This window comes from Nocardioides sp. WS12 (genome assembly GCF_014108865.1).
GTDB lineage: Bacteria > Actinomycetota > Actinomycetes > Propionibacteriales > Nocardioidaceae > Nocardioides.
Genome location: NZ_CP053928.1, coordinates 5088130 through 5112498 on the forward strand (window position 1 = coordinate 5088130; position 24369 = coordinate 5112498).

Here is a 24369-nt window from a genome sequence, read left to right on the forward strand (position 1 = left end):
TGTACCCGCCCGATTCCGAATCGATCAGCAGTGCTGAGAGCCTGCCTTGACGCCGATCTCAAGCGCGTCAACGTCGAGGCCGTTGTTGAGCGTGAGCTGGTAGGCAGTCGCCGCGAGAGCGTCGATCTGTACGGCCGACTGGGCACCCTCATCGGTGCCCGCGACACCGCTGGTGTCGTTGGTCTTGAGACCGAAACCACCCGCGTTGGACGGGTCGACCGTCTGGTCCAGTTCGTCGGCAGCAACACCGATGGTCGTCGAGGGCAGCGAGGCCGCACCCGAGTTGACCTGGCTGGCGTTGAGGTCGATCGTGCCAACCCCCACGACACCCTCCGGAACACCCAGCATCAGGCTGACGTCACCGATGAGCGGCAACTTCTGGTTGACCGCAAGGCACATGCCGTTGAGGTAACCGTCGGACAGGGACACCAGAGCGGCTTCCTTGTCCGCACCGACGGCGTCGGCTTCGTTGGCCGCGACCGTGGTCTTGGTCAACGAGAGCTGCATGCCGTCTGCACGCGCCTGCTCACCACCGACCTCGAACCCGCCGGCCGACGAGACGGTCGCGGACACCATGCCCGAGACGATCGCGAAGCCGAGGCCGAGGCTGGCTGCGGTGGCAGGCACCGTGACTGCTGCGAAACGACCCAGACGGGTACGTCCCATACCAGATTCCTTCATGAATTCCCCTCCCAAGGAATTGCTCCGGAGGCGCATTCGCATACCTCCGGCCACACGCGCAACGGAATGTCGCTGGACAGCACGAAAGACTGACCGAGGCGTCCCAGGCGGGGCTCCCAACCCACCTGCGTAGAGCGTCCCGAAAAAACGCTCCACAAACTGCGTGTGATGGACGTTACCCCACGATTCGTCCACCTGTCGACAGTTCCTCCGCGCGGTTGAACTGCTTTACATGTAAGGCAGGACGTCAAGTCAGGTGTCATCGACCACGGCGCGCTACCCTGACGCCGAATGGCGGGGGTCACCGCCCACACCGGAAGCGAAATGCGATGACGTCCGACTCCACCCGCGACTTCGGGCCGCTCGGCAGGATCCTCGGACTGGCCCTCATCGGCCTGGTCCTGATCGCGATCCTGGTCCCCGTCGGCGCCCTCGCCTTCTCGGTGCGCGTGGAAGGCACGAGCATGGCGCCGACGCTCGCGCCAGGCGATCGACTCCTCGTCAACTTCCTCGGCCGCGACGACGTACGACGCTTCGACGTGATCGAGGTCGGGCTGCCCGACGGTCAGAAGATCGTGAAGCGCGTGATCGGCATCCCCGGCGACGAGATCATCGTGCGCAACGACGGCAAGCAGCCGGTCGTCCTGGTGACGCCCGCGGGCGAATCGACGCAGATGCGCGTCGACAATCCGGCGTGGTCGTCCCAGTGGGGCGATCGCGCCGGCCAGGTGTGCTGTTCGGCCACCGGCACCACGAGCACCCAGCCAACGGCCTTGACGATCCCCGCCGACGAGTACTGGGTCATCGGCGACAACTGGGGAGGTTCCGACGACTCCCGGGTCTACGGCCTGGTCAAGGCCAGCGACATCGGGGCCATCCTGAACCGCCGGATCCAGCCCTTCGACCGGATGGGCAAGGTCGACAACCCCGCGACGCTGGTGCCAGCGAGCTGAACGTCAGCCGGGACAGGGGCCCAGCGCGCGAGGACAGCGCACGACTTCGTTGACGTAACGACGGATCGCATCCGTGTGGTCGACCTCGCCGGTCGGGGCGTAGTAGAAGATCAACGAACCCGCGCGGAAGGTCTCCCGCGCACGCTCCTGGGCATCGTCGACGAAGATCCGGTTGTTCTCGAGAAGCCAGTCCTGCGCGGGCCCGAGGCGAGTCACCGAGACCAGGTAGAACGCCCCGTTGGCACGCACCGAGTCCTCGGACAGGAGGTTGGTGACCACGCCGTCGACGGAATAGGCCTCGACATCAGGCACCGTCACCGCCGCGGCCAACTGCGCAATCCGGTCGGCCGTCAGCGTCGTGGGCTGCGAAGGAATCGTCGAGACGCTCAGCAGGGGGGCCTGCCACGCCAACCCCGTGCTGCTGTCGAGTCGTGCGGCGACGACCGAGAGCCGCGGGGTGAGTGGATCGACGTCACTGACCACCGTGACGTAGTCCAGGTCGTCACCCGTTTCGGGCGTCAGGTCGGAGATCGCCCGGATCGCCAGAGGAACCAGCACGGCCAGCACGACGCCGACCAGCAGGCCGCCGACGAAGATCCTGATGTCGCGCCAGACGTCCTTCACCTGGCCGTCTCCGGGATCTGGAGTCCCACGGCCATGCCGACCATCGCCTCGATCAACGACGAGCGATCGAGGTCCGACGGACAGACGATCTGGCTGAGCACGAACCGCACCAGCAAGTCCGATGCGATCGTGGCTTCATCGACACGCAGGTCGGGCCAGCGACCGCGCACGATCTCGACGAGGCGCGCACGGACGGGCTTGATGATCCGGTCTGCCCGCACGGTGAGCACCGGCACCAGGACGTCGCCACCTGCTCGGCTGTCCGTCACCATCCGCTTGAGCAGTCGGTGGTGATCGGCCTCGCTGAGCAGCCAGTTCAGGATCGAACGCAGGGCGGCGTCCAGCCGGTCGGCGCGGGCCACCAGGTCCTCGATGCCCACCATGTGGCGCTCGATCTCGCGCTCGAAGAGCGCCATGGAGAGCTGGTCCTTGGTGCCGAACTCGTTGTAGACCGTCTGGCGACTGACGCCGACGTCCTCGGCGATGTCGGCGATCCGGACGTGGACCCACGACGCGTCACTGGCGCGCTCCCAGGCCGCGTCGAGAATCGACGTGCGCAACAAGCCGTGGACCCGCTCCTTGAAGGACTCGCTGGATCCGGCCATGCAACGGAATTTACCTCAGCGCGAAAACGTCAACGACCTCGACACCCGGTGACGGTCAATGATTCCGACGCCAGACCACGACGGACTGCCCCGACGGGGTCTGGGGAAGCGCCGGCAGGTTGCTGCGAGCCGCAGCCGGGCGGGCGGACATCGCCTGCGCCAACGCATCGCGCAACGCCTCGGCCTCCGCCGCCAGTTCGGCGTTACGGGCACGCAGCGCGATCACCGTGTTCTCGAGCTCGAGGATCCGGCGCACGCCCTCGATGCCGATGCCGGCCGCGGTCAGGTGCGCGATCTCGCGCAGCCGCTCGATGTCCAGGTAGGAGTAGCGACGTCCACCGCCGCCCGTGCGCCCGGGGGTGATCAGGCCGACGCGCTCATAGGTACGCAGGGTCTGCGGGTGCAGGCCGCTGAGCTGGGCCGCGACGCTGATGACGAAGACGGCCTCGCCCTCGCCGGGAGGTCCCTGCGTCGATCCGGCGACCATCACGAGTCCTCCGCGAAAAGACCCGCCCGCAGCGTCGTACCGGACGTCGCGGAAGCGAAGGCCTCCAGTGCCTCGCGCGCCGCTGCGTCGAGGGTGCCGGGGACCTGGACCTCCACCGTGGCGAGCAGATCGCCCCGGCTGCCGTCGGCGTTCAGGGCACCCTTGTTGCGGACCCGGAAGGTCCGGCCGCTGGGCGTGCCGGCAGGGATGCGCAACGTCACCGGAGCACCGCCGAGCGTGGGCACCTTGATCTCGGCGCCGAGCGCGAGCTCCGCGAACGAGACGGGTACGTCGACGGTGAGGTGCTCGCCCTTGCGGCCGAACACGCGGTGCGCGGAGACCTTGACGACGACGTACAGGTCGCCGGCAGGACCGCCGCCCTCACCGGGGGCACCCTTGCCGCGCAGCCGGATCCGCTGGCCGTCCTTGACGCCGGCCGGGATCTTCGCCTGGATCGTGCGAGCCGACTGGCCGCGCCCCGAACCATGGCAGGTCGGGCACGGGTCGTCGTAGACGAGTTGGCGACCGCCGCAGGCGGGGCAGGTCTCGTTCATGGTGAACGCCCCACCCACGGATGCGGTGATCTGGCCGCTGCCGTCGCAGGTGCCGCAGACGTGGGGGCGGGTGCCGGGCTTGCCGCCGGTGCCGTTGCAGGTGCCGCAGGCACTGTCGGAGCTGATCCGCAGCGAGACCGTGACGCCGTCGAGCGCGTCGGAGAAGCCGATCGTCGCGGTCGTCTCGAGGTCGCCACCGCGAGCCGGGCGCGGCGCGCGTCGGCCCTGGCCGAAGCCACCGCCGAACAGGTCGCCGAACAGGTCACCGAAGCCACCACCGCCGCCAGCACGCTCGCGGAGCAGGTCCTCCATGTTGACGCCGCCGCCACCGAACCCGCCGCCCGCAGGGAAGCCTCCGCGCCGGAACATGTCCCGCGCCTCGTCGTACTTCTTGCGCTTGGCGGGCTCGCCGATGACGTCGTAGGCCTCAGCGACGGACTTGAACTTCTCGTGCTTGGCCTTGTCGTCCGGGTTCGAATCGGGGTGGTTGGCGCGCGCCAGCTTCCGATAGGCCTTCTTGATCTCGTCGGTCGTCGCCGACTTCGTGACACCGAGCTCGGCATAGAAATCCTTCGTGGCCCAGTCGGACCGGATCCCGTCGTCACTCATCGCACACCTCCCTTCCCGTTTTCATTGCGCCGAGTTATTCGACCGGGTCGACCACCAGGACCTGCGCAGCGCGCACGACCCGGTCGCCGAACTTGTAGCCGGCCTTGGCAATCAACTTGCACGTGGTGACCGTGACCTCCGGGTCGGTCCCGATGTGGGACAGCGCCTCATGAACCGTCGGGTCGAACGCGTCGCCGACCTCGCCGAACTTGGCCAGGCCCAGCCCGGCGACGGTGCGCTCGAGCTGCTCGGCCACGGCCTTGAAGCCGCCCTCGAGCGGCTCGTGCTCCCGCGCCCGGTCGATGTTGTCGAGGACGTCGACGATCGGCGCAAGCGCCTTGTACGTCGCGTTCTCCCGCAGCAGTTCGCGGTCCCGGTCGACCCGGCGCTTGTAGTTGAGGTACTCGGCCTGAAGACGCTGGAGGTCGAGCGTGCGCTCCTCCAGGGCCATCTTCGTCACGGTGAGCTCATCGGCCTCGGGGGTCTCGACGACCTCCACGACCTCGCCGACCTCCGCAGTTGCGTCGACCTCAGGGACCTCCGGGGAGGGAGCAGCCGTGTCGGGCTGCTCCCCCTCCGGTACGACGTTGTCGTCGGTCACTTGGCGTCGCCCTCGGTGGCCTCGGGCTCGTCGTCGACGATCTCGGCCTCGACGACGTCGTCGTCGGCCTCGCCCGTCGCGCCCGTGCTGCCACCGGCAGCGGCGGACTCGGCCTCGGCGGCGGCGTACATCGCGGCACCCATCTTCTGGCTGGACTCGCCCAGCTTGCTGATGGCGGCGGTGAGCGACTCGGCGTCGGCCTCGGCGTTCTCGAGGACGGCCTTGAGGGCGTCGACGTCGGCGCTGACCTCGGTCTTGACCTCGTCCGGGATCTTGTCGCCGTTGTCGGCCAGGAACTTCTCGGTCGTGTAGACGAGCTGGTCACCCTGGTTGCGGACCTCGACGGCCTCGCGACGCTTGGCGTCCTCCTCAGCGAACTGCTCGGCTTCCTTGACCATGCGGTCGATGTCGTCCTTGGACAGCGCGCTGCCACCGGAGATCGTCATCGACTGCTCGCGGCCCGACGCCTGGTCCTTGGCGGACACGTGGACGATGCCGTCAGCGTCGATGTCGAAAGTGACCTCGATCTTCGGGACGCCCCGCGGGGCCGGCGGCAGGCCGGTGAGCTCGAAGTTGCCGAGCTGCTGGTTCTGCGACCAGATGGCCCGCTCGCCCTGCGCGACCTTGATCTCGACCGACGGCTGGTTGTCGTCAGCGGTCGTGAAGATCTCCGAGCGCTTGGTCGGGATGGTGGTGTTGCGCTCGATGAGCGTGGTGAAGACGCCACCCTTGGTCTCGATGCCGAGGCTCAGCGGGGTCACGTCGAGCAGCAGCACGTCCTTGACCTCACCGGCGAGGACACCGGCCTGGAGGGCAGCACCAACGGCGACGACCTCATCCGGGTTGACGCCCTTGTTGGGCTCCTTGCCGCCGAGCATCTCCTTGACCAGTTCGGTCACGGCCGGCATGCGCGTCGAGCCGCCGACGAGGACCACGTGGTCGATCGCGGAGAGCGCGAGGCCACCGTCCTTGAGGACGTTCTGGAACGGCGCCTTGGTGCGCTCGAGCAGGCTCGCGGTCAGGCGCTGGAACTCCGAACGGGACAACCGCTCCTCGAAGTGCAGCGGGCCGTTCTCGCCGTGCGTGATGTAGGGCAGGTGAATCGTGGTGTCGGCCGAGGACGACAGCTCGATCTTCGCCTTCTCCGCAGCCTCCTGGAGGCGCTGCGCGGCGATCTTGTCCTTGGACAGGTCGACGCCGTTGGCGTCCTTGAACTTCTTGACCATCCACTCGACGACGGCGTTGTCCCAGTCGTCACCACCGAGGTGGTTGTCACCGCTGGTGGCCTTCACCTCGACGACGCCCTCGCCGATCTCGAGGAGGGACACGTCGAACGTGCCGCCACCGAGGTCGTAGACGAGGATCGTCTGGTCGTCGCCCTTGTCGAGGCCGTAGGCCAGCGCGGCCGCGGTGGGCTCGTTGACGATGCGGTCGACCTTGAGGCCCGCGATCTCGCCGGCTTCCTTGGTCGCCTGGCGCTGCGCGTCGGAGAAGTACGCCGGCACGGTGATGACCGCGTTCGTGACGGTCTCGCCGAGGTAGGCCTCCGCGTCGCGCTTCAGCTTCTGCAGGATGAACGCCGAGATCTGCTGCGGCGTGAAGTCCTTGTCGACGGGGTCGCCGACGTGCTGGGTCCAGTCGGTGCCCATGTGGCGCTTGACCGACCGGATGGTGCGGTCGACGTTGGTGACGGCCTGGCGCTTCGCGACCTCGCCGACGAGCACCTCGCCGCTCTTCGCGAAGGCGACGACGGACGGCGTCGTACGGGCGCCCTCTGCGTTCGCGATGACCGTGGGCTCGCCGCCCTCGAGGACTGCGACGACGCTGTTCGTCGTGCCGAGGTCGATGCCGACAGCTCGTGCCATGGTGTTGTTCCTCCGTGTAGCTGATCGTTGATCCCGTCCCGTGTGTCACGGGACGCGGTTGCGGGTCAGGTTAGTTGAGCCGAATGGACTCAAGTCTGACACAGGCCACAACGGGTGGCGGCGGCGGGTTGTTCCCACCTCGCCAATTCTCGCGGGACACCGGTTTTCCGACAGTGTCGGCGGGCGTCCGGACGGGCCTACGATCGGGCTTGAGGCATGCCCGCAACGAGAGCGCCGTGCCCAGGGGGACGGCCATGGGGCCTGAGCAGGTGTCCCGCAGGAACGCCATGTGGGACCGGATCGGTCGCGGCGAACTCAACGGCGCGACAACCGACGCCCTGCTCCTCCTCCACTCGCTCGAGGCGCCGGCCGACCAGGCTGAGATCCACGCGGCCCTCGGTCTGCTGCTGCAACGGGTCGGCCGAGTCGCGGAGTCGCGCGATCGCTTTGCCCTGGCCGCGGAACTGACCGCCGACGACCCCCGCCTGCAGGCGTCGTACGTCGCCGACGAGGCCGGTTCGCGGTTCCTGCTCGGCGACCTGGCCGGTGCGGGACGCGAGGCCGAGCGGGCCCGGCACCTCGGCGACCGGCACGCCAACCGGTTCGCGGTCTGCGAGGCCCTCAACACCCTGACCGGGATCGCCCTCAGCGAGGGCCGCACCGCGGACGGCCTCCGGTTGAGCAAGCAGGCCGTGTCCCTGCAGGCGGCGGAGAAGGAGAGCACCGGCGGAGGGCCGTTGTCGCACCTCTATCACGGGCTTGCCCTGGTCGAGATGGACCGCTTCGCCGACGCCGAGGCGGCCTTCGCCGAGGGCATGCGCCGCAGCGCGATCGCGGGTTCGGTCGGCCAGTTGACCTGGTACCACTGCATGGGCGGACTGGCGCACTACCTCTCGGGACACTGGGACGAGGCACTCATCGCCGCGCGGGCGGGACTCGACGACGCCGACCGGACCGGCACCCTGATCGCGCGACCCATCGGCTGGGCGGTGGTCGCCCTGGTCGAAGGCGGACGCGGCAACGTCACGACCGCTGCGCGACTCGTTGCGCCGCGCGAGGGCGCCCTGACGGCCATCGGCTACCCCGGCGAGGAGTGGCTGTCGATGGCCCGCGCCGCCATGGCGCAGGAGGCGGAGGCGGCGTACCAACTGTTCGTCGAGGGCTGGCTGCATGCGCTGCGGACGCCGTACTTCCTGGGCTGGCGTTCACTTGCGCCAGCCCTCGTCCATCACGCCGTCCTGCTCGGCCACCGCGAGATGGCGACCGAGGCCACCGCGCATGCCGAAGCCGGCGCCGCCCTGTCCGGCGGCATCGCTTCGGCGGTCGGCGCCGCACTGCGGTGCCGGGCCCTGCTCGACGGCGATGCCGACACGGCGGTCGCATCGGTCGAGGCGTTCCGGCGGGCCGGTCGGCCGTTCGCCCTCGCCTCGGCCTGCCTCGATGCAGCCCGCCTGATCCGTGCTCGCGGGTACGACGACGATGCGGTCACCTACGTGCGCGAGGCGGCGGACATCTTCCATCACCTGCGGGCCACGCCGTGGCTGGCACGGGCAGGCCAGCGGCTCATGCGGCTCCCGACGGCCGCGCCGGTGCTGCGATCGGCGATCGGCGCACCGGCCGGGTGGCTGGACCTGACGACGACCGAACGCGAGGTCGCGAAGCACGTCGCGCGCGGCCTGACGAACCCCGAGATCGGTGCAGCGCTCTTCATCTCTCCGCGGACGGTGCAGAGCCACACCTCGCACATCTACGCGAAGCTCAAGATCGCCTCGCGGGTGCAACTCACGTCGGTCTTGCGCCGCCACGGACTCGACTGAGACGCAGCCCACATCCGATATCCGCCAGTTGGCGGATGCCGTCAGACAGGCCCACGCGGGACTCTCGGGGCTCTCGGGACGTCCACGTGAAACCCCCCGAGGAGCCCACCGTGAAGCACTCAGCCGTCGCCACCACCCCGTCCGAGACCCAGGCCCGCTGGCAGCAGATGCACCGCCGCTACGCCGTCGTCCACCGCGTCATCGACGCCGGCCGGATCGACGACCTGGACCCCGAGATCAAGGCGGTCTTCCCCGACCGGGCCGAGCTGGTCCGGGCCCTGTTCCAGCAGTGGACGACCCTGATCGGCGGTTGCGTCGACTTCGCCCTCGAGGTCGGCCAGGACCACGACGGCGCGGACACCCTCCGCGCCGCCCACCGGGCAGCGCTGCGCCGGGCCCCCGCGCTCTACCGCCTGATCGTCCAGGAGAGCGCGACCCCGCTGGGTGCGCGGCTCAACGACCAGGAGAACCTCCGCCTCGCGTACGCCGTCGGTCTGGCCCACGCGGGCGAGACGAGTGCGCAGGCCGCGGCCGTGGTCAGCCAGATCCTTGCGTCGGTCGACACCCCGTCCACCCCGCCCACGCCGAGCTGGTTCCGTACGACGGTCGACTGGATCACCGGCCGCGAGTCGAACAGCGTCGAGGGGCTGCTGACCTGACCGCCGTTCAGGGCTGGCCGGCGAAAAGTCCGGCCAGCTGGACCCGCCCGTGGACGCCGCACTTGCGGCAGGCCGAGGCGAGCTGGGACTGGACCGTCCGCGGCGAGACCCCGAGCCGGGCCGCGATCATCGGGTTGGTCAGCCCCTCGACCGCCAGTGCAACCACCCGGTGCTCGCTGGCCGTCAACAGATGCCACGGCCCGGGGTCCGGTGACCACACCGGATCCGGGGCCGTTCCAGCGGTGTGGAACAGGCTCCGCGCCGTCTGGGCGCTCCAGGTCGTCGCTCCGAGAGCGTGGAACACGCTGACCGCCTCGCGCAACGCCTCGATCCGCTGGGCCTGGTCGGTCGCGGTGGCCGCCGCGGCGACACATCCGAAGGCCAGCGGAAGGGGTCGCCCGACGGTCCGGAGCAGCTCGAGGCCGGCGGCCAGCATCTGCTGATCGCCGGACAGTGCCGCATCGCAGCACAGTGCCGTGGCCCGCGCGCTCGCGGTGCCGGCGGCAGCTGCGGCCTCGGTCACCCGCGCGCTCACTGCTTCCGCGAACACCCGGTCGCCGCGCTGCACCGCCAGTGCCACCAGCGGATGTGCGAACACCTTCCAGGCGAGCAGGGTCGACATGCCGCGAAGGCGGAACCAGGCCTCACACAGGGCGTCGTAGCGCTCCGTGACGTCGTCACTGGACGCCGCGACGGCGAGGGCGACCCACTCCTCGCCGAGCCCGCCACTGGGACCGAGCCGGTGGTTGCGGGCCTCGGCCACCAGGCCGCGGGCGACAGCGACGTTGCCGCGCAAGCCCTCGATGCAGGCCGCGATCCCCCACGCCAGCGGCCGCGCCGCGAGGGCGCCCGTCCGGGCGGCGGTCTCGAGGGAACGTTCCGTCTCTTCCCGCGCCGCTTCCCAGTGCCCGTCGATGAAGTGCAACATCGCCTGCGACGCGAGGTACCACGCGATCTGGCCGGTGTCGCCCTCGTTCTCCGCGATCCGCACCCCCTCGGCGATGGCCGCGTGCGCGTCGTCCATGCGGTCCAGTTCCGCGAGGGTCATGGCGAGCAGCACGTGGGCAGTGGAGCGGTACTCCGCCTGGCCGATCCCGTCGTCGTCGTACCCCGCAGCGGTCTCGGCGCACGCCAGCGCCTCCTCGAGACGGCCGCGCCCGAGGTGGACGGCGGCCATCGTGGTCCGCCCCTGGCGTACGGCGAAGTCGACTCCGTGCGCGAGGCCGAGCTCGATGGACTCGAGGGCGTCCTTTTCCGCCCGGTCGAGGTCGCCCGCCAGGACGCAGGAGATCGAGGACGCGGCCAGCACCATGCCGCGCTCGGCGCCGGCGTCTCCGATCAAGTCGAGGGCACGGGCGAACTGGTCGCGGGAGTCGGCCATCAGGCCCGAGCGCTGCATCATCAGGCCGATCACGGCCTCCACGCGGCCGCGCTGGACGGGGTCCTGGCTGATGATCAGCAGCCGGGTCACGCTCGCGAACGCGCCGTCGAAGTCACCGGCCTCGACGGCGATCCACATGTCCATCTCGAGGTCCGGTGGCTCAGGTGCTGCGGACGGCTCGGACATCGTCGACTCCGGACGGGCGGTGACAAGGTGGGACAAGGTGGTTGGCCCGAGTCCGACGGCGCGACGGGGTCGCGTCCTCATCCCATCGTCACCCCGGCAGGACCGAGGCACCAGCCCCGCCACACCCGCGTTTCCTCGGGTCGGCGCAGGCCTGTCCGGGGTCGGTCAGCCGACCTGGACCCGGATCTCGTTGCTCACGGTGCCGTCGTCGCGGTCGATCACGCGGAACCGGTTGAGCCCGCCCTGGCCGGTGAAGATGTAGCTCGAGAAGGTGCCGTTGGTGACGCCGACGCTGGCGGGGAAGTCCGCCCAGCCGCCGTTCTCGAAGCGCTGGAGCCAGAGGATCGCGCCTTCGCCACCGGGGTAGACACCGCTGAAGTAGATGCGCTCGTCGGCCGCGACGCTGTTGTCGACGGCCTGCAGGGAGATCTCGCCGGAGGAGGGCGACTCGGACTCGGTCGACTCGGTCTCCGCGGTCTCGGTCTCCTCGACGTCCGTCTCCTCCGTGGACTGGGTTTCCTCGGGGGTCGCGGTGTTCAGGGTGATGCGCGGCCCCTGGGAGCCCGCGGTCTCGACCGGCGTCGGCAGGTACATCGACTCGCGGACCGTCGCGCCAGCCGCCGACGAGTCGCCGCCGTCGCCGATACCGAGGAAGCGCGACCCCATCAGCGCCACCAGCGCGAGGATCAGCCCCACGCCGAGGGTGACGGCAACCAGGGCCACCATCCCGTTGAGCACGGGGCGGTCGACGCTGGGCTCCTGCTGGGGGTCGCTCACCTCGCCATTGTCCGTGACGTGGACGGCGCAACCAAACCCCCCGGAGCGAGAGCTCAGAACCCGCGGGTCCAGACGACCTGTTCGTGCAGGCGGTCGGAGCGCCACCCGTCCGCCGTACGGACGAAGTGGTGGCGGTAGAGCCCACCGACCTCGACGACCCGTTCGCCACCCTTGCCATCCGAGATCCGCATGGGATTGTGGAAGTACGCCGTCACGTCGGCCTCGTCCCCGGAGGCGAACGCGAAGTCGATCTGGCCGACGGTGTGCAGGCGGTGCTTCGAGAACCCGGGCAGCGCCTCGGCCAGCCACGCCTTGACCACCGGGAACGTGTCGACGACGCCGCCACTCTCGGTGTAGTCGATGTGCGCGTCCGGGGTGAAGACGGTGTCGAGACGGTCGAAGTCGCCCTCGTCGACGGACAGTGTGTAGCGCGTGATCGCGTCGGTGATCTCGGCGCGGTCGATCAGTTCCTGCAGTTCCATGGCGGTCCTCAGCGGGGTTCGAGGACGACGACCGGGATCTCCCGCTCGGTCCAGGACTGGTAATTGTCGAAGTCGGCGTACAGCTCGACGAGGCGCGGCCAGAGGTCGGCGCGCTCCGCGGACTCGGCAACGCGGGCGCGCACGGCACGACGCCGTTCGCGCGGCAGGTCGACGGTCGTGTCCGGGGTGGCGACGAGGTTGTGGAACCACTGCGGGTTCTTCGGCATCCCGCCCTGAGAGCCGACGATGACGAGGTTGGCTCCATCAGCGAGGAAGAGCAGCGGCGTGGTGAAGTGCGTGCCGCTCTTGCGGCCGACGTGGTCGAGCAGCAGCACCGGGACCGGCTTCTTCCAGCCCGCGCCGACGCGCCACTTCGCGCCGATCCGGCCGTTGGTGAGCCGGTAGATCCACACGTTGGCCTTGGCGCCGTACTTCATGATCTTGCCGACGATCGGCTTGTCGAGACCGTCCGGTCGTGCCTTGGGTTCTGCCATGGGACTCACTCTGGCAGAAATCTAGAACACGTTCTAGTGTGGAGCCCATGCGATTCACCTACGCCGAAGGCATGACCCAGGCGAAGTACTACGCGCCCCTCGCCCAGGCCGTCGAGGCCACCGGCTACACGTCGATGTCGGTCGCGGACAGCCTCATCTACCCGCAGGAGTCGGACTCGAAGTACCCCTACACCGACACCGGGGACCGTGAGTTCCTGCTCGGCAAGGAGTTCATCGAGACGTTCATCCTGTGCGCGCAGCTCTTCGCCGTGACCTCGACACTGCGGCTGACGCCGTTCGTCCTCAAGCTCCCGGTGCGCCCGCCGGTCCTCGTCGCCAAGCAGGCGTCGTCGCTCGCCTTCCTCTCCGACAACCGCCTCGGCCTGGGCGTCGGCCTGTCGCCGTGGCCCGAGGACTTCACGGCCCTCGGCGTGCCATGGGAGAAGCGCGGCAAGCGGATGGACGAGTGCATGGACATCCTCACCGGCCTCATGCAGCCCGGCGACGAGCCGACCTTCTTCGGCTACCAGGGCGAGTTCTTCCAGTTCGAGCCACTCCAGCAGTGCCCCGCGCCGACCCAGAAGATTCCGCTGCTCGTCGGCGGGCACTCGGACGCCGCACTGCGGCGCGCCGTACGCAAGGGTGACGGCTGGATGCACGCCGGCGGCGACGGCGAAGAGCTCGACCGCCTGCTCGTGCGCCTCGCGGAGATCCGCAAAGAGGAGGGCGACACCCGCGACGACTTCGAGGTGCACGTGATCTCGTACGACGCCTACACGCTCGACGGCGTGAAGCGCCTCGAGGACAAGGGCGTCACCGACTGCATCGTCGGCTTCCGCGTGCCGTACATCAAGGGCCCGGACACCGAGCCGCTCGAGACGAAGATCAAGCACCTCGAGGGGTACGCCGAGAACATCATCGCCAAGGTCGGCTGATGTCGGAGTCGCTCGGCCTCACCGGCCCTCTGCAGGCAGCGATCGCCGAGGCGGAGGAGCTGATCGCCAACGCGCCGTTCATCCGGACCGAGGCCGATCGGCTCGAGGGCTACGACTACCTCGCCGGCCGGATCCGGATGGCGATGCAGACGGCGTTCGACTACGACCTCGAGCAGCCGCTCTTCGTGAACCCGACGCACCAGTTCTCCAAGCAGGGCCTGGACAATCCCGACGCCGTCTACCTCAACGCCTTCCTCCGTGAGGGTGTCGAGTACGTCGTCCGCGGACGGCGCGGGACGTCGGCGGACCTGTCGTTCCAGGTGATGGGCGGCGCCTACAGCGCCGACTCCGCCGCCACGTCACTGATGGCGTTCGACGAGCGGGAGCTCGAGGTCTCCGCAGACGGGACGTTCTCGTTCACCTACGTCGCGGAACCGGGCGCGAAGACGCTGATCGTGCGCGAGGTCTTCAACGACTGGGACACCGAGGAGCGCGGGACGATCACCATTGAGCGGACCGACACCCTCGGTCGCGCTCGTCGCGAACTCTCGGCCGCGACACTGAAGAAGAAGTACGAGGTCGCGGCCCGTTCGCTGGTCGGTTCGATCCAGACCTGGTTCGCGTTCCCGCATTTCTTCCAGTTCAAGGAGCCGGTCAACACCCTCACCGTGCCGACCTCGACACCGGGCGGCCTGTCGTCGCAGTTCTCCTCGATCGGGCACTACGAGCTCGCCGAGGACGAGGCGATGATCGTGACCGTCCCTCGGTGCGACGACTGCACCTACCAGGCCATCCAGATCGGCTCGGACTGGTACGCGTCGACCGACTACGAGACCCACCAGACCTCGCTCACCAAGGCCCAGGCCGTGGCGGATGACGACGGGGTGCTGCGGTTCGTGATCTCCGAGCGCCCGCCGGGCACGGGTGGCACCCCGGTCGCGAACTGGCTGGAGACGACCGGCCACCGCACCGGCCCGATCATGCTGCGCTGGCAGCAGTTGACCCGCGACCTGACAGCTGCGGACGGACCGGTCGTCGAGATCGTGCCAGTGGCCGAAGTGGCCGGACGGCTCCCGTCGATGGTCGCGCTGACCGAGGCGGAGTACGCCGCCCGGATCACCGCGCGGCAGCGTGCGGTTGCGCGACGCATGCTCTCGTAGGGCGGTTCTCCACAGGCGACCTCAGGTCGCAGCCGCGATGTCGCCGATCGAGGTGATGCTTGGTCCATGTCTCGGACCAGTGACACACTCGATGGATGGACGGTGACGCCATGCTCGCGCTCCTCGTGGGCCACCCCGCACCTTGGGCGCCCGAGGACCTCGATCGCTTCGATCGCGATGACGGGTGGAGGGTCGAGATCCTCGACGGCACCCTCATCGTCGGGCACCATCCGGCCACGCTCGCGTCCTGGACCCCCGAGGATCTGGACTCACTGCCCGAATCGAACCTGTTCGAGATCATCGACGGGCAGCTGTTCGTGAACGCACAGCCGAACCCGCTGCACCAGACGGTGGCGGACGAACTGCGGACCGTCCTGAAGACACAGATTCCACACGACCTGATCGCCATCCGCGAGATCGGCGTCGCCCTGAAGGACTCACTGGTCGGGCCCGACCTCTCGATCGTGAAGCGCGCCGAGGTCGAATGGACAGTCAATGATCAGCGGGCCTCGACCGCGGTCCTCGTCGTCGAAGTGGCCTCGCCGACGACCGAGCGCACAGATCGCCTGGTCAAGGCCGAGAAGTACGGCGAAGCCGGCATCCCCGGCTACTGGCGCGTCGAGCTCGACCCGATCACGGTGATCGCCTACGCCCTGCGCGACGGCGTCTATGCCGAACTGGGCACCTGGACTGCGGGCGAGATCGTCGAGGTCGACGAGCCCCTGCACGTCAGGTTCGACCCAGCAGAACTGCTCCCGTAGAAACTGGGTCTCGACCAAAACTGAAACACGTTCTAGTCTGTGCCCATGGTGGATCTGCTGACCGACAAGGTCATCGTGTTGTCAGGTGTCGGCCCGGGCCTCGGCCGGGCGCTCGGCGAAGAGGCCGCGAAGATGGGCGCCGACCTGGTGCTCGCCAGTCGCACGCCCAAGCGACTCGAGAAGGCCGCAGAGGTGGTCCGGTCCTTCGGGCGCCGAGCCCTCGTCGTACCGACGGACATCACGGACGAGGCGGCGCGGCAGAACCTCGTCGACGCCGCGCTCGCCGAATTCGGCAAAGTCGACTGCCTGATCAACAACGCCTTCGGCATCCCCCCGATGGACCCGCTCAGCACGCTCTCGTTGGAGAGCCTGCGCGCCGCGAACGAGACCAACGTCTTCGCGCCGCTGCGCCTGTCCGCCCTGTTCGCCGACGCCCTTGCGGCCACCGACGACAAGGTCGGCGGCTCGGTGATCATGGTCAACTCGTGCGTCGTCTACAGCAGCCAGCCCGAGTACGCCGGCTACAAGCTCTCCAAGGGCACGCTCAAGCACATGGCCTCCTCGCTGGCGACCGAGCTCGGTCCGCGCGGGATCCGCGTCAACAGCGTCGCGCCGTCGTACATCTATGAAGACGTGAACAAGGCGTACTTCGACTGGATCGCCTCCGAGTCCGGCCGCACCCATGAAGAGGTGTACGCCGAGAAGGCCGAGCCCACCGACCTCAAGCGGCTCGCCACTCCCGACGAGGTCGCTCGCGCCACCCTGTTCCTCGCCTCGGACCTTGCGTCCGCGGTGACCGGCGTGATGCTGAACGTGGACTGCGGTGAGTTCCATGTCGACTGAATCTCGACAGGCTCGATCACCGGAAGAGCCTGGCCCGCGCCAGCGCGCCGACGTCGGCTCCTACGAGGACATCGCCGCCGCCGCCAGCCGGACGACTGGACTGACCGACTTCGGCGGCACCGCGCACGAAGAAGGCCTGCGTGTCCTCGTGGAGGACCTGGCGTCCCCGGAGGCCGGACTGACCCCGGTCGGCAACTACTTCCACCGCGCCGAGGTGAAGAGCGCACTGGTCGGCCGGTTGCTGACCGAGGCCCGCTTCACGCAGTTCCCCGAACACGCCGACGTGAAGATCGAGCGACCGATCTTCGTGGTCGGCCTCCCCCGCACCGGCACCACCGCGCTGCACCGCCTGCTCTGCGCCGACCCAGGCCACCAGGGCCTGGAGGCGTGGCTGACGGAGTTCCCGCAACCGCGCCCGCCGCGGGACACGTGGGAACAGGACCCGGTCTTCAACGCCATGCAGGCGGCGTTCCAGCGCCACCACATCTCCGCCCCCGAGTTCATGGGCATTCACTACATGGATGCCACCTCGGTCGAGGAGTGCTGGCGCCTGCTGCGCCAGACCGGCAAGTCGATCTCCTACGAGTCGCTGGCCAACGTGCCGCGCTACTCCGAGTGGCTGGCCGGGCAGGACTGGACCGACGCCTACGCGCGCCACAAGCAGAACCTCCAGCTGATCGGCCTCAACGACACCGACAAGCGCTGGGTGCTCAAGAACCCGTCGCACCTCGTCGGGCTCGACGCGCTGATGACGGTCTACCCCGACGCCCTGATCGTGATGACGCACCGGGAGCCGATCACCTCCATCGCCTCCGCCTGCTCCCTGTCGGCCGAGGCCACGGTCGACACCTCGACCACGTTCGTCGGCGAGACCATCGGCCAGACCCAACTCTCGATGCTGGCCCGGTCCTGGCAGACCTTCTGGACCTCCCGTCAGAAGTACGACGACCGCCAGTTCTTCGACGTCGACTACCGCGAGTTCGTGCAGGATCCGGTCGGCACCGTCGGCTCGATCTACGAGTCCTTCGGCATCGACTGGACCGACGCCGCGCGCAGCGAGGTCGTCCGCATCGACGCCGAGTCGAAGACCGGCAAGGCGCGCCCGTCGCACCGCTACGACCTGGCCGACTACGGCCTCACCGAGGAGCAGGTACGCGAGGCGTTCGTCCTCTGAGGTTTCACGCGGGCGTGGCCCTGCGCCGCGCCGCGGGCGTCCCCGGGGTCGGGAACCAGCGCCACACGACGAAGGTCTGGCCGAGCGTCCAGGTCGAGTTGCAGATCCAGTAGACGAGCAGGGCCGTCGGCACGAATCCGCCGGCGACCAGCAGGCCGACAGCCGAGATGACCGGCATCATCTGCTGGACGGCAGCCATGCCGTCGGGCATCCCGTCGAGCACGGTGTTGGTCGCGACGAAGTAGCGCTGGGTGACGAAGGACAAGCCCGCCGCCAGCAGCGCCAGTCCGGCGACGACGGCGAGGTGGACCGGACCGCCGCCGAGGTACCCGCGCGCGGCGAGGGGCACCGCCAGCAGGGTGGCCGTGCCCAACGCTCCCACGAGATCGGTGTCCATCGCCCCGACAGGCGTGCCGCCGGCCACCCCGGCCAGCAGGTGGTAGAGCGCCACCCAGAGCGGCAGTTGAACCAGGACCGGGAGGCAACCGAGGCGTGACACCCCGTGCTCAGCGGAGATCCTGCGGCGCTCCTCGAGGTGCTCGCGCAGGCTGGCGGCGTCCTTGCGGTGGCGGTACCGGTCGGCGAGCTCCTTCAGGTGGGGTCGGGCCCGGGCCGCGGAGTGCGCGTTCCTGACTCCGTGGACGACAAGTGGGAGCAGCGCCACCCGCACGGTCACCACCACGGTGGCGATGCAGAGGAGCCACGTGGAGCCGGCTGCAGGGTCGGCGCCGAGGTGGGTGAGGCCGGCGTGGGTGGCCGCGACAACGGCGGCCAGGGCATGGATCAACGGGTCGAGAAGGGACATGGGTGCTCCTGGGGACGGGACGGGTGGTCGGACGTGCTCGCCGTAGGGGCGAGGGTCAGACCAGTCCGGGAGCGCGCGGGCGGAGCGGGTGCCGCAGCGGGTCGGTGACCCGACCAGCCATCAAGGGAACCCGGTCGTCCGTGGAGGAACGAGGTGCCGGTCGGCGCGCGGCCGACGTGGCGCCGTACGACTGGATGAGGAGCAGCGCCGCGACAGCGACCGCGACGGTGGCCAGCACGACGGTCGTCGGCGAGTCCAGGGTCGAGACGAGGAGCGCAGGCAGGAGCAGCGCGATCAGCGCACCTGCCATCCGGCTCATGCGGAGATGGTACGTCTAGGGCGTGTCTCTAGCTCGGCTGCGCCAGGCACAAGCAGAACGGATGTCCGGCCGGATCGAGGTAGACCCGGAAGGACGTCCCGGGCTGGTGCTCGTGCTTGCGGGCACCGAGGGCGATCACCGCACCCTCGGACTCGTCGAGGTCGTCGACATCGACGTCGAGGTGGACCTGCTGCGGCTTGTCCTGTCCGGGCCATTCGGGCGCCCGGAAGCCCTCGACCCGCTGGAAGTGGATCGCCTGGTCACCGGAGGTGATGGTGGCCCAACTCCCGTCCGGATCGGGGACCGGCTTCCAGCCGAGGATCGCGCCGTAGAACTCCGCCAGGACGACGGGGTCCGGGCAGTCGAGGACGAACTGCGGATTGCGTGCGATGGCCATGCCTCGACCCTAAGCCGGATCTGCGACCGTCGCTGCACGGATTTCCCGCGGCCCTCCACAGGGTGCAGGGCCGCCTGTTTCACCAGACCTCGGACCGACGCAGGCTCTCGTGCATGGACCCTGAGCACGACGTCACCGTCGCCCTGCCGCGCCGCTGGGCGACCCGCGCCGACCTCGACCACGGCATCGTCGTCGCCGCCCGCGCACCCACAGCGCCGCCGAGCGGCTTCGGCCCGGAGATCGTCCTGCGCTCGGTCCCGGTCGAAGCCGACCTCGACGCGTGGCGGGACGACGCGATGCGCGAACTGGCCGCCCAGCTCGACGCGTTCGAGGTGGAGGACTCCGATGCCTACGAACTCGGCGGCCGGCCTGCCTCCTACCGGCGGTTCGCCCACCGGGTCGGGACGGTCGACGTGATCTGCGAACAGTGGGCGTGGGTCGTCGACGGGGTCGGCGTCACCCTCACCGGTTCGGTCGCGCGCGACGACTACGCCGCCTACTGCGACGTGTTCGAGGACGTCGCAGCGACGGTCAGCGTCGCCGCACCCGGATCCGTGCCCCGCGCCTCGGCACGCTGGTGATGTTGCGGACCTTGGGTACGTCGGTGCCGACGGTCGTGACGTCGTACGCACCGAAGACGGCGCGGAGGACCTCGACGCCTTCCATGACGGAGAAGCCGGCCCCGATGCAGCGGCGCACTCCCCCACCGAACGGGATCCAGACATTCAACGCGGGCACCGGTTCGTCGCCGTCGGCGAGGAAGCGCTGGGGCCGGAACGCCTCCGGATCCGGGAAGTTCGACTCCTGCTGGTGGCTCATGATGATCGACGGCCCGACCGTCGTACCGGCCGGAAGGTCCCAGCCACCGACCGTGGTCGGCTTCATCAACGTGCGCACCACCATCGGGATGACCGGGTGCAGGCGCATCGACTCCTTGAAAACCGCCTCGAGCCAGGCGTCGTCGCCCTCGTCGACCGCGCGTCGCGTGCGGGCACGCAGATCGGGATCCCGCCCGATCTCGACGAGCGCCCAGGACAGCGCCGACGCCGTCGTCTCGTGCCCGGCCAGCAGCAAGGTCACCAACTGGTCGCGCAGTTCGGTGTCGGAGAGCCCGCCGTGCTCGTCGTCCGGATCCGTCGCTGCGAGCAGCCGGGAGAGTACGTCGGGGCGCTCGGCCAGGTCGGTGGCGGTACGACGCTCGCGGATCTCGGCGTACATCAGCCGGTCGAGTTCGACGGCGTTCTCGATGGTGCGGCGCCACGGGCCGAGGCGCTGGAGTCGCGGGTAGGCCCAGCCCAGCAGGATCACGGGGTTGATGTCGATGATCCTTCGGACGGCGGGACGCAGTTGCGCGAGCCGGTCCTCGTCGGTGACGCCGAAGACCACCCGGAGGATGACGTCCAGGGTCAGCGCGTTCATCCGGTCGAGCGACCGGAAGGTCTCGTCCTCGGTCCACCCCACGACCTCGGCGGTCGCCACCTCGGACACCACCGTCCGGTACCCGCGCAGCGCGTTGCCGAGGAACGCCGGCATCAGCAGTTTGCGGGCGCGGTGGTGTTCGCCGGAGTCCTGCAGGAGCAACGAGTGCTCACCCATGATCGGTCCGAGGATCGCGTTGCCCTTGCCGGCGTGGAAGACCTCCGGGTCGCCGGCGAAGATCTCCTTGGTCACCGCAGCCGAGGTGAAGAGCACCAGCGGCCGGTTCCCCGGCACCAGGTTCACGGTGTACGCGTCGCCGTACTTCTTGTGCAGCCACGGGTGGAACTGGTGGCGGAACCGCATCAGCGCGGCGGTCTGTACGAGCGAGGGCCAGCGGGGTCCGGGCGGGAGTTGGTCGAGCCGGACCGGCGGCAGCGTGCTGCCTCCCGTTCCGCTGGACCGGCCGAAACGGCGCATCGTCAGTGCACGGGTGTCCTCGAGCTCAGTGGTCACGGGACGACGCTACGCCTAGAGCAAACCGTCCCGCCGCGCGATCGCCGCAGCCTCGGTGCGGCCGGCGGCGCCGAGCTTGCCGAGGATGTTGGAGACGTGGACGCTCACCGTCTTCGTACTGATGAAGAGTTGCTTGCCGATCTCGCCGTTGGACCGGCCCTCGGCGACGAGGGTGAGGATCTCCACCTCGCGGGCGGTCAGCGCCGGAGCACCGGTCACCGACGGCGCCGCGGAACCGCGCCCGCCGCCACTCTCGTTCAGGTCACTCAGCAGCACGGTGGCCCCCAGTCGCTGCGCGAGGGTCCGCGCCTCGTCGGCCTCCTCGCGGGCCTGCGCGACGTCGCCGACGAGCCGGAGGATCTGCGCGTAGGCCGCACGCACCCGGGCCTGTTCGGGGACGTGGCCGAACTTCGTGGCAGCGTCGAGGGCAGCAGCCCAGGCGGCGAGCAGTTCCTCGCGCGGCCCGGGGTCGACGCCGGCGAGCCAGCGCACGCGTTGGTGCTCGGCGACCAGGCGCGTGGACCACATCCGGCCCTCAGGACCCCAGGTCGCGCCCGTCTCGCGCAGCCACGACAGGACGTCCTCCCCGTCGGCGCGGAGCCCGTCGGCGCGGGCGGCCAGGGTCCGGCGCTCGGCCGCGCTGGCAGTGGGGATGGCGCGGGCAATCGCGCGCAGCGTCTGCGCGGCCAGTCGGACGCGGGCGCCGAAGCGCTCGTTCCAGATGCGGGTGAGGACCTCGACCACGTCGTCGTAGACCGCGAGCGCGGCGGGTGCGTCGCCGCGACCACCGTGGACCTCGATCTCGACGCCGGCACTGTAGACCGCGACCCCGCCCTCGTCCTCCCACAGGTCGCGCAGCGCGGTCACCCGGTCGAGCACGTCGACGCCACGGGCAGCGAGGACCGACAGACGGGCGGGTTCGACGACACCGCGCGGGATGGCGGGACCGGCCACGGCGTCGAGGGGCGTGACGAGGCCGAGCACCTCGTCCCAGTCGCCGAGGATGTAGCGGATCCAGGTGAGCTGCCACCGGGAGTCGATGCTGAACGGCGCCCAGACCAGTCCGGCCCGGAGGCCCAGGTCGAGGGCGGAGCCGAACCAGCGGACGGCCTGCTCCCACTCGCCGTCATCCTGGTGGGAACGGCCCAGGAGCCAGCGGCCGCGGATCTCGGCCTGGAAGGCGCCAGCCGCAGCGGCATGCTCCACAGCCCGTTCGAGGGCGGCGCGCAGCGTGTCCTGGTCGTTGCCGGCGGCGGTCTTGACCCGCATGCCGGTGAGGGTGGTCCGGATGTCGGAGGCGAGCACCGGCATCGCGAGGCGTTCGGCGAGCGCGAGCGCCTCGGTGGCGTAGGCCTCGGCCTCGTCGACGGTGCCGTGGCGGTAGCCGATGATCCGGGCGTGCGTCGCGAGGATCTTGGCGCGCAGCATGCTGTCGCCCTCGGGAGCCAGCGCGACGGCCTCGGCCGACAGTTCGCGCGGGTCGAGTTCGGTCTCGGTGATGGAGAGGACTTCGGCGTACTCGCTGAGCAGGCGGGCGCGCGCCGGGTTCGGAGCATCGGCAGGCAGCCGGTCGAGCTGCTGGGCGAGCAACTGGCAGGCCCGCTGGGCGTCGCCACCGGTGGTGAGCGCGCCGGCGGCCTTGACGACCAGCTTGGCGTGGTCGATGCCCAAGCGGGCGACCCGGTCAGGGTCCTCGAGCAGTTCGAGGGCCTGCTGGAAGTGGTCGGCCGCCTCGTCGGGACCGCCGACGGCCAGCGCTTCGTCGCCGGCCTCGATGCTCGCCGTGACGGCGCGGTCGAGGTCGGTGGCGCGGCGTGCGTGCAGGGCCAGCTCGGCGGAGCTGCCGCGGGCGGCTCCGTCGACGAGCGCCCAGACGTAACGGGCGTGCAGCCGGACGCGTTCGCCGGGCAGCAGGTCGTCGTACACGGCCTCGCCGAGAAGTGCGTGGCGGAAGGTGTAGAAGGCGCCGCCGACTTCGAGGACGTTCATCTCGACGGCCTGGCGCATCCCGGCCTCGAACTCGTCGACCGGCAGTCCGGCCGCTGCAGCGAGCAGGTCGTGACCGACCCGACGGCCGGCCACGCTGGCGACGCGCACGACCTGGCGGGCGGAGTCGGAGAGCCGGTCGAGGCGAACCAGCAGGAGGTCGGCGAGGTCGCCGGGGACGTCGCCGTCAGCGCACGACCCGGACGCGACGAGCTCCTCGACGAAGAAGGCGTTGCCCTCGGCTCGCTCGACAATGCGGTCGATCGAGCGGTCGTCGATCAACGTCGGCTCCAGCTCGCGGACCAGCGCCCGGACAGCGGCTTCGGTCAGTGGACCCAGCGCGAGCCGGGCGACCTGCGGAAGCCGGGACCACTCGGCGACCTGGCGGCGCAACGGGTGGCGGCGGTGCAGGTCGTCTGAGCGGTACGACGCCACGATCGCCACCGGCTGCGTGAACGCGCGGGTGAACAGGAAGCCGAGCATGTCGCGGGTGGACTGGTCGGCCCAGTGCAGGTCCTCGACCACCAGCAGGACGGGCGACTCGGTGGCCGCCGCCTCGAGCAGTGCGTGCACGGCCTCGAAGATGTCGCCGCGGTCGGTCGCATGGGTGAAGTCGCCATCGCCGTCGTCGTCCGCGACGGTGCGCGAGCGGCGGCCGGGCTGCAGGCGGGCGATGGCGGGGTGCCGCGCTGCCACCGCGTCGACCAGCTCGGGGTGGGCCGTGCCGATCCGGCCGAGCACCTCGCTGAAGGGGAGGTAGGGCAGCGCGCTGTCGCCGAAGTCGAGACAGTGACCGGCCAGCACCTGCCAGTCGCGCTCGAGCGCCCGGTCGCGCAGCGCCCGCAGCAACCGGGTCTTGCCGACCCCGGCATCGCCGGACAGCAGCACGACCCGTCGGGACGTGCCCTCCCCGGCGGCGCGGACGGCGTCGTCGAGGACCTCGCTCGCCTCGGCGAGCTCGTCGTCACGCCCGACCATGGTCAGGCTGCTGTGTGCGGCCACGGGCACCATCATGGCGTCCCGCGCCGACAGGCGCGTGTTCAGCGGGGGCTCAGCGAGTGTGGCGCTCGACAGCGGGGTCGGCCGCGGCCACGCGCCGCAACCAGGAGGACCGGCTCCGGCCGGACCGGCTGGCGGCGACACCGCGGACGACGCGCTCACGGCGGTATTCGTTCTCTGCGTTGAGGAAGTAGTTGTTGCTCATGTCGTAGAGATTCGTCCCCTGAGGTAGGCCCGCACATCGGGCAAGTGCCTTAGTTCCGCGACGGGTTGAGCAGGGACG

The 24369-nt window shown here is 69.8% G+C and carries 26 protein-coding genes; 9 read left to right on the forward strand and 17 right to left on the reverse strand.

Translation table 11 applies throughout. The features are described 5' to 3' along the window. Nucleotides 1-24: 24 nt before the first annotated feature. Complete coding sequence (locus tag HRC28_RS24700) at nucleotides 25-666, reverse strand: DUF6230 family protein (RefSeq protein WP_182377984.1); 642 nt, start codon at nucleotides 664-666, stop codon at nucleotides 25-27. Nucleotides 667-1010: 344 nt separating this feature from the next. Between HRC28_RS24700 and lepB the strand changes: the two genes are divergently transcribed. Then, nucleotides 1011-1634, forward strand: a complete 624-nt coding sequence (gene lepB / locus HRC28_RS24705; protein ID WP_182377985.1) for a signal peptidase I — start codon at nucleotides 1011-1013, stop codon at nucleotides 1632-1634. Between the two features lie 3 nt (nucleotides 1635-1637). Here the strand turns inward: lepB and HRC28_RS24710 are convergent, their stop codons facing one another. The 6 genes from HRC28_RS24710 to dnaK are packed head-to-tail and all read right to left on the reverse strand — an operon-like array spanning nucleotide 1638 to nucleotide 6979. Then, the gene (locus HRC28_RS24710; RefSeq protein ID WP_182377986.1) at nucleotides 1638-2258 is read right to left on the reverse strand and encodes a hypothetical protein; all 621 of its coding nucleotides are present in this window, start codon (nucleotides 2256-2258) and stop codon (nucleotides 1638-1640) included. Continuing rightward, nucleotides 2255-2863, reverse strand: a complete 609-nt coding sequence (locus tag HRC28_RS24715) for a TetR family transcriptional regulator (protein WP_182377987.1) — start codon at nucleotides 2861-2863, stop codon at nucleotides 2255-2257. Before HRC28_RS24715 ends, HRC28_RS24710 begins: the two co-directional genes overlap by 4 nt. Nucleotides 2864-2918: 55 nt before the next feature. Further along, nucleotides 2919-3350 carry a MerR family transcriptional regulator gene (locus HRC28_RS24720; protein WP_182377988.1) on the reverse strand — a complete coding sequence of 144 codons (432 nt, stop codon included), beginning with the start codon at nucleotides 3348-3350 and terminating at the stop codon, nucleotides 2919-2921. Next, nucleotides 3350-4513 carry a molecular chaperone DnaJ gene (gene dnaJ, locus HRC28_RS24725; RefSeq protein WP_182377989.1) on the reverse strand — a complete coding sequence of 388 codons (1164 nt, stop codon included), beginning with the start codon at nucleotides 4511-4513 and terminating at the stop codon, nucleotides 3350-3352. The genes HRC28_RS24720 and dnaJ overlap by 1 nt, the downstream gene beginning before the upstream one ends. Nucleotides 4514-4547: 34 nt before the next feature. Beyond that, nucleotides 4548-5114, reverse strand: coding sequence for a nucleotide exchange factor GrpE (grpE, locus tag HRC28_RS24730; protein ID WP_237111641.1), 567 nt, complete (start codon nucleotides 5112-5114; stop codon nucleotides 4548-4550). Beyond that, a complete protein-coding gene (dnaK, locus tag HRC28_RS24735) occupies nucleotides 5111-6979 on the reverse strand; it encodes a molecular chaperone DnaK (RefSeq protein ID WP_182377990.1) in 1869 nt (622 codons plus the stop codon). Before dnaK ends, grpE begins: the two co-directional genes overlap by 4 nt. Nucleotides 6980-7233: 254 nt before the next feature. Here dnaK and HRC28_RS24740 point away from each other — a divergent pair, with 254 nt between their 5' ends. Continuing rightward, nucleotides 7234-8796, forward strand: a complete 1563-nt coding sequence (locus tag HRC28_RS24740) for a LuxR C-terminal-related transcriptional regulator (RefSeq protein ID WP_182377991.1) — start codon at nucleotides 7234-7236, stop codon at nucleotides 8794-8796. 110 nt (nucleotides 8797-8906) lie between these two features. Beyond that, nucleotides 8907-9455 (forward strand): hypothetical protein, encoded by a 549-nt coding sequence (locus tag HRC28_RS24745; RefSeq protein ID WP_182377992.1) that lies wholly within the window; start codon nucleotides 8907-8909, stop codon nucleotides 9453-9455. A 7-nt stretch (nucleotides 9456-9462) separates the two neighbouring features. On the opposite strand, the gene HRC28_RS24750 is transcribed toward HRC28_RS24745, so the two are convergent. The 4 genes from HRC28_RS24750 to HRC28_RS24765 all read right to left on the reverse strand — a co-directional run bounded on the left by HRC28_RS24750 (nucleotide 9463) and on the right by HRC28_RS24765 (nucleotide 12775). Beyond that, nucleotides 9463-11022 carry a LuxR C-terminal-related transcriptional regulator gene (locus tag HRC28_RS24750; protein ID WP_182377993.1) on the reverse strand — a complete coding sequence of 520 codons (1560 nt, stop codon included), beginning with the start codon at nucleotides 11020-11022 and terminating at the stop codon, nucleotides 9463-9465. A gap of 165 nt (nucleotides 11023-11187) precedes the next feature. After that, the gene (locus HRC28_RS24755) at nucleotides 11188-11799 is read right to left on the reverse strand and encodes a hypothetical protein (RefSeq protein ID WP_182377994.1); all 612 of its coding nucleotides are present in this window, start codon (nucleotides 11797-11799) and stop codon (nucleotides 11188-11190) included. 53 nt (nucleotides 11800-11852) lie between these two features. Then, complete coding sequence (locus HRC28_RS24760; protein WP_182377995.1) at nucleotides 11853-12281, reverse strand: nuclear transport factor 2 family protein; 429 nt, start codon at nucleotides 12279-12281, stop codon at nucleotides 11853-11855. Between the two features lie 8 nt (nucleotides 12282-12289). Further along, nucleotides 12290-12775, reverse strand: coding sequence for a nitroreductase/quinone reductase family protein (locus HRC28_RS24765; protein WP_182377996.1), 486 nt, complete (start codon nucleotides 12773-12775; stop codon nucleotides 12290-12292). Nucleotides 12776-12822: 47 nt separating this feature from the next. Here HRC28_RS24765 and HRC28_RS24770 point away from each other — a divergent pair, with 47 nt between their 5' ends. The 5 genes from HRC28_RS24770 to HRC28_RS24790 all read left to right on the forward strand — a co-directional run bounded on the left by HRC28_RS24770 (nucleotide 12823) and on the right by HRC28_RS24790 (nucleotide 17648). Beyond that, nucleotides 12823-13710 carry a TIGR03619 family F420-dependent LLM class oxidoreductase gene (locus HRC28_RS24770; RefSeq protein ID WP_182377997.1) on the forward strand — a complete coding sequence of 296 codons (888 nt, stop codon included), beginning with the start codon at nucleotides 12823-12825 and terminating at the stop codon, nucleotides 13708-13710. Further along, nucleotides 13710-14870 (forward strand): hypothetical protein, encoded by a 1161-nt coding sequence (locus HRC28_RS24775; protein ID WP_182377998.1) that lies wholly within the window; start codon nucleotides 13710-13712, stop codon nucleotides 14868-14870. The genes HRC28_RS24770 and HRC28_RS24775 overlap by 1 nt, the downstream gene beginning before the upstream one ends. A gap of 95 nt (nucleotides 14871-14965) precedes the next feature. Next, nucleotides 14966-15631 (forward strand): Uma2 family endonuclease, encoded by a 666-nt coding sequence (locus HRC28_RS24780; RefSeq protein ID WP_182377999.1) that lies wholly within the window; start codon nucleotides 14966-14968, stop codon nucleotides 15629-15631. Between the two features lie 45 nt (nucleotides 15632-15676). Continuing rightward, nucleotides 15677-16474 carry an SDR family oxidoreductase gene (locus HRC28_RS24785; RefSeq protein WP_182378000.1) on the forward strand — a complete coding sequence of 266 codons (798 nt, stop codon included), beginning with the start codon at nucleotides 15677-15679 and terminating at the stop codon, nucleotides 16472-16474. Continuing rightward, nucleotides 16464-17648: a sulfotransferase gene (locus HRC28_RS24790; protein WP_182378001.1), complete on the forward strand. Its 1185-nt coding sequence runs from the start codon at nucleotides 16464-16466 to the stop codon at nucleotides 17646-17648. The genes HRC28_RS24785 and HRC28_RS24790 overlap by 11 nt, the downstream gene beginning before the upstream one ends. A 4-nt stretch (nucleotides 17649-17652) precedes the next feature. Here HRC28_RS24790 and yidC read toward each other — a convergent pair whose 3' ends face one another. From yidC to HRC28_RS24805, 3 genes are read right to left on the reverse strand one after another with little or no spacing between them, the layout of a single operon-like run. Then, on the reverse strand, nucleotides 17653-18453 hold the full coding sequence (gene yidC, locus HRC28_RS24795) for a membrane protein insertase YidC (RefSeq protein ID WP_182378002.1): 801 nt from the start codon (nucleotides 18451-18453) through the stop codon (nucleotides 17653-17655). A 55-nt stretch (nucleotides 18454-18508) separates the two neighbouring features. Continuing rightward, the gene (locus HRC28_RS24800; RefSeq protein ID WP_182378003.1) at nucleotides 18509-18772 is read right to left on the reverse strand and encodes a hypothetical protein; all 264 of its coding nucleotides are present in this window, start codon (nucleotides 18770-18772) and stop codon (nucleotides 18509-18511) included. A 28-nt stretch (nucleotides 18773-18800) separates the two neighbouring features. Then, nucleotides 18801-19169, reverse strand: a complete 369-nt coding sequence (locus HRC28_RS24805) for a VOC family protein (RefSeq protein ID WP_182378004.1) — start codon at nucleotides 19167-19169, stop codon at nucleotides 18801-18803. Nucleotides 19170-19282: 113 nt separating this feature from the next. Here HRC28_RS24805 and HRC28_RS24810 point away from each other — a divergent pair, with 113 nt between their 5' ends. Further along, on the forward strand, nucleotides 19283-19750 hold the full coding sequence (locus HRC28_RS24810) for a hypothetical protein (RefSeq protein WP_182378005.1): 468 nt from the start codon (nucleotides 19283-19285) through the stop codon (nucleotides 19748-19750). Here the strand turns inward: HRC28_RS24810 and HRC28_RS24815 are convergent. From HRC28_RS24815 to HRC28_RS24825, 3 genes are read right to left on the reverse strand one after another with little or no spacing between them, the layout of a single operon-like run. Continuing rightward, entirely contained in the window at nucleotides 19701-21101 is a 1401-nt protein-coding gene (locus HRC28_RS24815) for a cytochrome P450 (RefSeq protein WP_237111642.1), read from the reverse strand. The genes HRC28_RS24810 and HRC28_RS24815 overlap by 50 nt on opposite strands. Before the next feature lie 15 nt (nucleotides 21102-21116). Next, nucleotides 21117-24089, reverse strand: a complete 2973-nt coding sequence (locus HRC28_RS25710; RefSeq protein ID WP_182378006.1) for a helix-turn-helix transcriptional regulator — start codon at nucleotides 24087-24089, stop codon at nucleotides 21117-21119. A 49-nt stretch (nucleotides 24090-24138) separates the two neighbouring features. Continuing rightward, nucleotides 24139-24291: a hypothetical protein gene (locus tag HRC28_RS24825; RefSeq protein WP_182378007.1), complete on the reverse strand. Its 153-nt coding sequence runs from the start codon at nucleotides 24289-24291 to the stop codon at nucleotides 24139-24141. Between the last annotated feature and the right edge of the window lie 78 nt (nucleotides 24292-24369).